Consider the following 5,843-nt stretch of genomic DNA (forward strand, 5'->3'; position numbering starts at 1 on the left):
ACCTGACGCAGATCATTACTTATGATGCCTATAATAAGGCAGAAGCTTTTTTTACCCAGCCTCTATTGGCAGTAGTGGGCAGCAATGCAGGAAGTGCATGGATGAGCGAAGACCTTGTAAAACGTGCAGTAAGCGCTAGCAAAAAACTGCATGTAATAGAAGGACCAAATCACATGGATTTTTATGATGTGCCCCAATATGTGGATGCAGCGGTAGAACAGTTGGGAAGTTTCTTCGACGAGAAACTATAAGCCAGGCTTCTACTAACTCATTGTTGACCGTACAAAAACAAATATAACATGAAAAAATCAGTAAAATTTAAAGCACTTTATTGGGATATAGCAGCAGATTTACTATTCCCACCCAACTTTGACAAAACAAAACAATATCCAACCATCATCAGTACACATCCTATCGGAAGTTGCAAAGAGCAGACTTCGGGCAATGTGTACGGACAGGCTCTCGCAAATACGGGCTTTGTAGTATTGGTTCCCGATGCATCTTTTCAAGGGGAAAGTGGTGGAGAACCCAGATTTATAGAAGACCCTACTTTACGTGTTGAAGATTACCGTTACGCTTGTGATTATCTGGTAACCCTGCCTTTTGTTGATGACCAGCGCATCGGTGTATTGGGAATTTGCGGAGGAGGTGGCTACTCTATCAGTGCCGCCAAGTCAGAACGCCGGATCAAAGCGGTAGTGAGCATCACCGGTGTAAACTTTGGCCGTCTTTGTCGTGAGGCTTTTGCAGGATATGATCCAATTGGTACGCTTGAAGCAATTGCCCTGCAACGCACTGCCGAAGCTCGTGGTGCGCAATTGCGGGTTGACGGACTGTTACCGTACTCGGTAGAAGAAGGCAAGAAAGCAGGCATTACTGATATCGATGTACTGGAAGCCACCGACTACTATAAAACCCCACGTGGTGCACAGCCGCATGGTGCTACCAGCGCCCTATTTTCTCACCGCTCTGCAGCTGTTGACTGGGATGCATTCAGTAATGCAGAAACGCTACTTACACAACCTTTGTTGGTTGTAATTGGTGATAAACCCGGTGGTTTTGGTGCCTATCGTGATGGGCAGGAAATTTATGGGCGTGCTGCTTCCAAAAAGAAAGAACTGGTTGTAGTAGAAGGCTGGTCGCATTATGATCTGTACGATAAACCGGAGCCAGTAAAAGTGGCGCTGGATAAGCTGATCCCATTCTTTAAGGAAAATCTATAAGCAATACCTCCTTTAAAGGGCCGAAATACGTTTCGGCTCTTTTTCAGTTGATGTTCCCCCTCGTTTTTGCAATTGCCATACAGAAAAAAAGAAACCTTCAGGAGATATATGGATTATCATAAGTAAGCAATCCCTTAACTAACGCCTTCCACTGCGGATAAGAAAATCCAATCTTAGCACCCCAGCCCACAAAAGTATTTCGGATATTGTCTATTGTATGGTCAAGATCCGTATTGGGAACTTCATTCCTGCCATGTTCTTCCGCATAAATAACTTTACCTATACGCTTCACCTGGAAAGTAGACGTCGCTTGATCAGTCAGAAAATGTGCCGTTTTCTCCTCTTCACTAAAAGGATTGGAAGATGGCCTGGCCGTCATACTCAGCACCTCAGCATCATCCAATATCTGTAACTTAATTTGTTGAATAGTTACCCAATCGAATCCGCCACCAGTTTTTGTTCCTGGTCCGGGAATATCAATCTTAATGTGATCTCCTTCCAGCGCGTTACGGTCAACAGCAGCACCACTGACATCAGTCAGATAAAAATCCGATGAAGCCCCACCAGCAAATTCCGACCAATGGTTTATATCCAGCAGACGCTCCTTCACTATTTGAAAAAAGCGAATCGCTTCAGTTTCTGAATTCAACTCAATCTTTTCCACCGCATCCATTTTCGATCCAGTTTCCTGAGCAGGCACATGTGCTGCCCCAGGATTATTTTCATTGCTGCTATTCTCCATGATTTCTATACGCGGATTTGTTAAAGCATAACATAATAGCCACAAAAATGTTCGAAACTATAGGAACCATTAATAATCATCGACTTGCATCAGTTCAGCTAAACAGCCAATTAGAGTAGATGGTTTGATCTCGCGAGCGTTGTGTTTTAACCCATCATTAAAAATGGCCACCTAAATAAAGCGTTGAATAACTTAAGATCATTACCTTTAATATCTTTTCTTTGGGAAAATTATGCTGACATTTCACTTTTCAAATACAACCAAATCACATCTGTGGCATCCGGATGTCATTACAGATAAAAATAACACACCTGTGTGGCTGGACTTACTTAATCCAACTGATGAGGAACGCAGTCAGGCCGAGCTGATTCTTGGCGGCAAATTGCCGGTGCGAGAACAAATCAGTGCCATTGAATTATCCAGCCGGCTCAAGTCTGCCAACGATACATTGCGGTTAAATATTCCCGCGTTTGTACCTGCAGAATCTAGCCAGGGTTCCTTGACACCCCTTGGTTTCGTGCTTACGCCTAACATACTGGTGTCTGTGCGCTACGGCGAATCCCTGGCCTTTAAGCACCTGGCTGAGAGCATTGACAGTGACCTATCAAATAATAGTAGTGTGGATATTTTCATTGAGCTGATCGAAGCAATTGTTAACGTGGCGGCCGACAGCATGGAGGCCGTTGGAAGTGAACTGTCCACGCTATCGAGTACGATCTTCTCCAACAGGAACCATCAGGGCACCTTGCTCAAGAAAGCCTTGTTTAAGGTTGGCCTGATGCAGCGGCAGATCGTACAGCTGCGCTCGGCGACACTGGGTGTATCCCGGGTGATCACCTATCTATGCGAAATCGCCCCGCACTGGCTAGGCAGCGAACGTCATATCCACTTGAAAACTGTGCAGGGCGATATAGGTTCACTTAATGAGTTCGACCAACAGCTCAGCGACCGTTTGCAGTTTCTTCTAGATGCGGTACTGGGTTTTATCAATAACGATCAAAACGACGTAATGAAGGTACTCACCATTGTATCGGTTGTAACCATTCCGCCGATGGTCCTGGCCGGTATCTGGGGCATGAATTTCAAGTCTATCGGTGAATACGATTGGCCGCATGGGTATATGATGGCGTTAATCGTAATGGCAATCAGCGTGATTGCTCCGCTGCTGATATTCAAATGGAAAAAGTGGTTTTAGCAGCTATGATACCCGAAAACCAAATAACATCAGATAGAAATTTAAAACTTATAGCTATAGCCTAGTCGTATCACCTGTGTTTCGTAAAAATCCTCGCTGGTATATCTAAATCCCAGACCCTGAATTTGCCTTTTGGTAGCCATCGTGTTAAGCAAATCGTTCACATTAAAGAAAATTTCCCCTTTGCCGTTCTGAACTAATTTTTTCACACCAGCATCCATTGAAAATCTTGATGAAATTTTACCCTGCGGTACAATGTCGGAAGCTAAGTAAACGGCGGTTAATTGGGTAGTCCAACCCTTTGAGAAATTAAGTGCATTATTCAGCTTCAGGTTTCCTGATATAGCCGATTGTTCTGCTGCAGAAAAAATATTAGGTTTCGGATATAAATTCTCAACGGTAAAGGCATTGATCCGGTTTCTGTAAATATTCCCGTTGATGTTGAAGGAATAAACCTTAGATAGTTTTTGGTTCCAAATAGCTTCCAAGCCTGTATTATAACTTTTTCCTGCATTTTGAAATATGGCATAAACCAGTGTACTTCCGGGAACAATGCTCGAAATTCTCGTAATTGTACCATCGGTAAAGCGGTGGTATAAGGCGGTATATAAATAGCCATTGTTCCAATTTCTTTTATACCCAAGTTCCATTGAATTGGTAAACTGAGGGCGCAATGCGGGATTACCCACCTTTATGATTTCTGCATCATCATATTTGGGAAAAATACGGATATCCACTTCATTAGGCCTGTCTACTCTGCGGTTATAGAAAACAGAAAGTTTGTTGTTATCATTCAGTTTATAGGCTAATCTTAGATTAGGGAAAGGTTGAGTGTAGTTATAACCATCACTTTTATAGGTGCTATGGCCGGGATTTACATTATACTGTATTTTTACATACTCTACACGTAAACCCAATTCAGCCTCCCACTTTTCGTTTTCAAAGGTATAGTTTCCGTAAAGAGCAGGTATCAATTCCTTATAAGTAGCCCAACCTCCGGCATCGATATCTAAAACAGAATTGGCTCCTGGAATAAAATTCATATTGGTCGGAATGCTCCTGTTACGCAACTTGATACCAGTTTCAACACGTCCATATTTTAAAGGTTTGATATAATCTATGTTGAAATCAAAAACCTGTTCATCAGACAATAGTTTGAAAGCATCTGTCCCTGTTGACGATGGCAAATAGTTATCGTAAAAGTATTTTTCATCTTCACGGTGAAACGTATAGTTGAAACCCATGTTCAATAAATGACCCGCTTCTTTAAACCTGTGCTGGTAGGTGGCCGTAGCCATGGCCGTGGTTTTTAGTTCATCTTCCAAAAATTGCCATAGGCGTAACCGTTGCGATATATCGTTATTGAAAAACGGCTGGTCGCCACGGTCAATTATTTTCTCACTTCCATACATTCCTGAAAATGTCAACGTATTTTCCTCATTGATGCTCCAATCTACGCCAGCTTTTGTGGTGAGAAAGTTGGTATTCCTGTTCCGTTTTAATTGAGAATTGATCACAGTTCCATCATCATAAGTCCGAGTTACGAATTCATTTTTATTGAGCGTCTCTGTATATAGGTTATCTGCCTGTAAAAAAATATTCACTTTTTCCTTTCGGTAATTGAGCGATAACGAGGGATTGATTTTTGGTGTGAAAGTGTATTGAGGTCTTATGGCTGGTAAGTTTTCTTTTCTTTCCCAAAGAGCGCCTAAACCTGTAGTTAAACCAACTTTACCATTGAATCCATTTTGCTTGTTTTTCTTCATTATGATGTTGATAATACCTGCATTTCCATTGGCGTCATGCTTTGAAGATGGATTATTAATAATTTCTATTTTATCAATAGCAGATGCAGGTATATGATCCAAACCTGTCTGGCTACCAAAACCCGTTAATGCGGTTTGTTTCCCATCAATCAAGATAGTAATCTTTTCATTACCCCTCAATTGCACTTTGCCATCCTGAACCGTAACACCAGGCAGATTTTGCATACTCTGTAAAACGGAACCCCCACTTTGGCTAATATTGTCTGCAAGCGAATATGTTTTTTTATCCAATTTACTGCTTATATCACTTCCTTTTGCTGTAATCGTTATTCCCGCTAAAGCAGTTGCTTCTTCTTCCAACTCCATTACAGGTATATCTAAAAATGCAGAAAGACTTCCGATAAATAAGGGCTGTGTTGTGCTTTTAAAGCCCATAAATGAAACTTCTATAAGATAGTTGCCTGGTTTAATGTTTTCAATAGAAAACCTGCCCTCAGTATGAGTTATAGTACCTGAAACAAATGACTTGTCTTTTTCATTTTTCACCACAACATTTACGTAAGGCATAGCGATTTTGTCAGTTTTGTTCCTTATCATACCTGAAATGGTTACTGATGAAATCTGGGAAAATGCTATCGAAGAAATCATCATAGAAATCAGAAAAAAGAATACTCGTATTTTACTTATCATATTAATCCTCATTGGTTTTTAAAATGCAATGGGACAAAGATTCAATCTGATTTAGAAGAAATTTTGAATTTTAGAAACGAATAGAGAAGCTATGAGAATTGCCTGCAAATTGATAGCAGATAGTCCATTGATGACGGTTACAGATTTGTTGAATTATAGATAATCCTAAACCACTCCCTACACTTTTATTTGAAGTCTTTGCAAAGCGGTTAAAAATAGTTGATGGG

Annotated in this window: 4 protein-coding genes and 1 pseudogene; 3 read left to right on the forward strand and 2 right to left on the reverse strand. The window is 41.2% G+C overall.

The features are described 5' to 3' along the window. Together VNZ46_RS09150 and VNZ46_RS09155 are read left to right on the forward strand one after the other, a co-directional pair. A pseudogene (locus tag VNZ46_RS09150) lies at window positions 1-251 on the forward strand (hypothetical protein); the annotation flags it as partial. Window positions 252-299: 48 nt separating this feature from the next. After that, complete coding sequence (locus tag VNZ46_RS09155) at window positions 300-1,223, forward strand: alpha/beta hydrolase (RefSeq protein ID WP_325559823.1); 924 nt, start codon at window positions 300-302, stop codon at window positions 1,221-1,223. A gap of 97 nt (window positions 1,224-1,320) precedes the next feature. On the opposite strand, the gene VNZ46_RS09160 is transcribed toward VNZ46_RS09155, so the two are convergent. Continuing rightward, window positions 1,321-1,965 carry a hypothetical protein gene (locus VNZ46_RS09160; RefSeq protein ID WP_325559824.1) on the reverse strand — a complete coding sequence of 215 codons (645 nt, stop codon included), beginning with the start codon at window positions 1,963-1,965 and terminating at the stop codon, window positions 1,321-1,323. Between the two features lie 232 nt (window positions 1,966-2,197). Here VNZ46_RS09160 and VNZ46_RS09165 point away from each other — a divergent pair, with 232 nt between their 5' ends. After that, entirely contained in the window at window positions 2,198-3,160 is a 963-nt protein-coding gene (locus VNZ46_RS09165) for a CorA family divalent cation transporter (RefSeq protein WP_325559825.1), read from the forward strand. A 41-nt stretch (window positions 3,161-3,201) separates the two neighbouring features. On the opposite strand, the gene VNZ46_RS09170 is transcribed toward VNZ46_RS09165, so the two are convergent. Next, window positions 3,202-5,523: a TonB-dependent receptor domain-containing protein gene (locus VNZ46_RS09170; RefSeq protein ID WP_325559826.1), complete on the reverse strand. Its 2,322-nt coding sequence runs from the start codon at window positions 5,521-5,523 to the stop codon at window positions 3,202-3,204. Between the last annotated feature and the right edge of the window lie 320 nt (window positions 5,524-5,843).

Origin of the sequence: Pedobacter sp. (assembly GCF_035566355.1) — a bacterium.
Classification (GTDB): Bacteria; Bacteroidota; Bacteroidia; order Sphingobacteriales; family Sphingobacteriaceae; genus Pedobacter.

Excerpts from the sequence above, each read along its gene's own strand:
- VNZ46_RS09155 (WP_325559823.1), top strand. The coding sequence starts at position 300 with ATGAAAAAATCAGTAAAATTTAAAGCACTTTATTGGGATATAGCAGCA.
- VNZ46_RS09160 (WP_325559824.1), bottom strand. The coding sequence starts at position 1,965 with ATGGAGAATAGCAGCAATGAAAATAATCCTGGGGCAGCACATGTGCCT.
- VNZ46_RS09165 (WP_325559825.1), top strand. The coding sequence starts at position 2,198 with ATGCTGACATTTCACTTTTCAAATACAACCAAATCACATCTGTGGCAT.
- VNZ46_RS09170 (WP_325559826.1), bottom strand. The coding sequence starts at position 5,523 with ATGATAAGGAACAAAACTGACAAAATCGCTATGCCTTACGTAAATGTT.